General features: G+C 57.1%; 2 protein-coding genes. Both read left to right on the top strand.

Features of this window, described 5'->3' with window-relative positions:
- On the top strand, positions 1–578 hold a 578-nt coding region (locus tag M2406_RS26405; protein WP_259191945.1), incomplete at its 5' end, for a fimbrial protein.
- A 161-nt stretch (positions 579–739) separates the two neighbouring features.
- A complete protein-coding gene (locus M2406_RS26410; RefSeq protein ID WP_259191947.1) occupies positions 740–1,273 on the top strand; it encodes a hypothetical protein in 534 nt (177 codons plus the stop codon).
- The last annotated feature ends 127 nt before the right edge of the window (positions 1,274–1,400 follow it).

Below are 1,400 nucleotides of genomic sequence, written 5' to 3' on the forward strand. Positions count from 1 at the left end.
TCCGCGCAGCGGGGGAATCCGTTGAGCTGAAGTTCAACTACACCGTGCTGCAGGGGACCTGTGAGGTGAGCGTTGGCAGCGACGGGCTCGACGGGGTGCTTGATTTTGGCCACATCAGCACCAGTGGCCTAACGACGAAAAACTGGGACCCGTTGGTCGCTACCGGGGCGAGAAAAGTGTTCAAGGTGAAGCTGAGCAAGTGTTCGGGAACGCCGGACTTGAATACCCAGCCCGGTATCACGCTGTCCGGTACCACGGATACGGGGACACAAAATGCCAATAACAAGGCCTTTCTGTTTGTCGACTCGACCTCCACGGCAAAGGGTATCGGGTTTGCCATCTTCAAAGACAGTTCCTCCTCGGGACCCGGCAACGTGGTGGCGGAGATAACGTCCTCTGTGACTGGCCAAAAATACATACCCGTGGGAACGGGGGCTGGCTCGGTGGTGAACAAAGACACAACCATTGATCTGAGTGCGATGGTGACCTGCGGGGGGACGTGTGCAATTGGAGATCGGCCAAAGATGCGGGCGGGTGCCCTGTCTGCCAGCGTGACATTCAACTTTGTGTACTACTGAATCGTGGCGGGAGAATGACGATGTTGTTTAGAAAACAGGCCTCGACCGGGCATTCAGGGTCACAGGGTGCAGTACGTCGCATGATGTGCCGGTATGGCCTCTGTCCGGTGTTATGCCTCGCGCTACTGCCTGGCGTGGGATTGGCCACACCGATACTAAAGATGAACGCCATCATTGAGCAGAGCGCGTGCACAGTGGATGTCGATCAGCCCAAAGGAGATTATACCCTCACGCCCACCAAAGCATCGGATATCTGGGGGACCCCGGCTTATATCCAGCCCGCGTTGACGAAAATCACGCTGACGCTGAGTAATTGCGGCGTGGGGGATGCGCAGAAAACGCCTGCCGTGACGGTGAGCGGACCTAAACCGCTGGCGGGAGAGATTAAGAAGCCGGGTAACAACACCTTTCGTGACATAGGGGCGGCCGGTGGCGATGCGAAGGAATTTTTCATCGGCATTGCGAAGACGAGTTCGCCCAAGATATGGCCGACGGACTTCTACAGCAACCTGGATACCATTAATTTCACCCCTGCCAGTGCCAGTAAGGTTGTGATGGGGCAAAGTGGTGAGGGGGCGACCGCGGACGTGTGGGTGGGGGTGGCAAGTGGCAAGCCTGACACCGATACGGATAAGGCAACGGCGCGGGCGGGAGCAGTCAAGGCGACGCTGACATTTACCATGGCATATCAGTAAGCCGCCCGCCGCAGGGGTAAACCAGCGCACGCATCGCCGGTCATGATGGCGTGACAAAGACAGCATAAGAATGAGGATGGAAATGAGGGTAAAAATGAATGTGAGAGACCGGTTTATCGTGGGCTGC

This window comes from Serratia sp. BIGb0163, from assembly GCF_024809935.1.
GTDB lineage: Bacteria > Pseudomonadota > Gammaproteobacteria > Enterobacterales > Enterobacteriaceae > Serratia > Serratia quinivorans.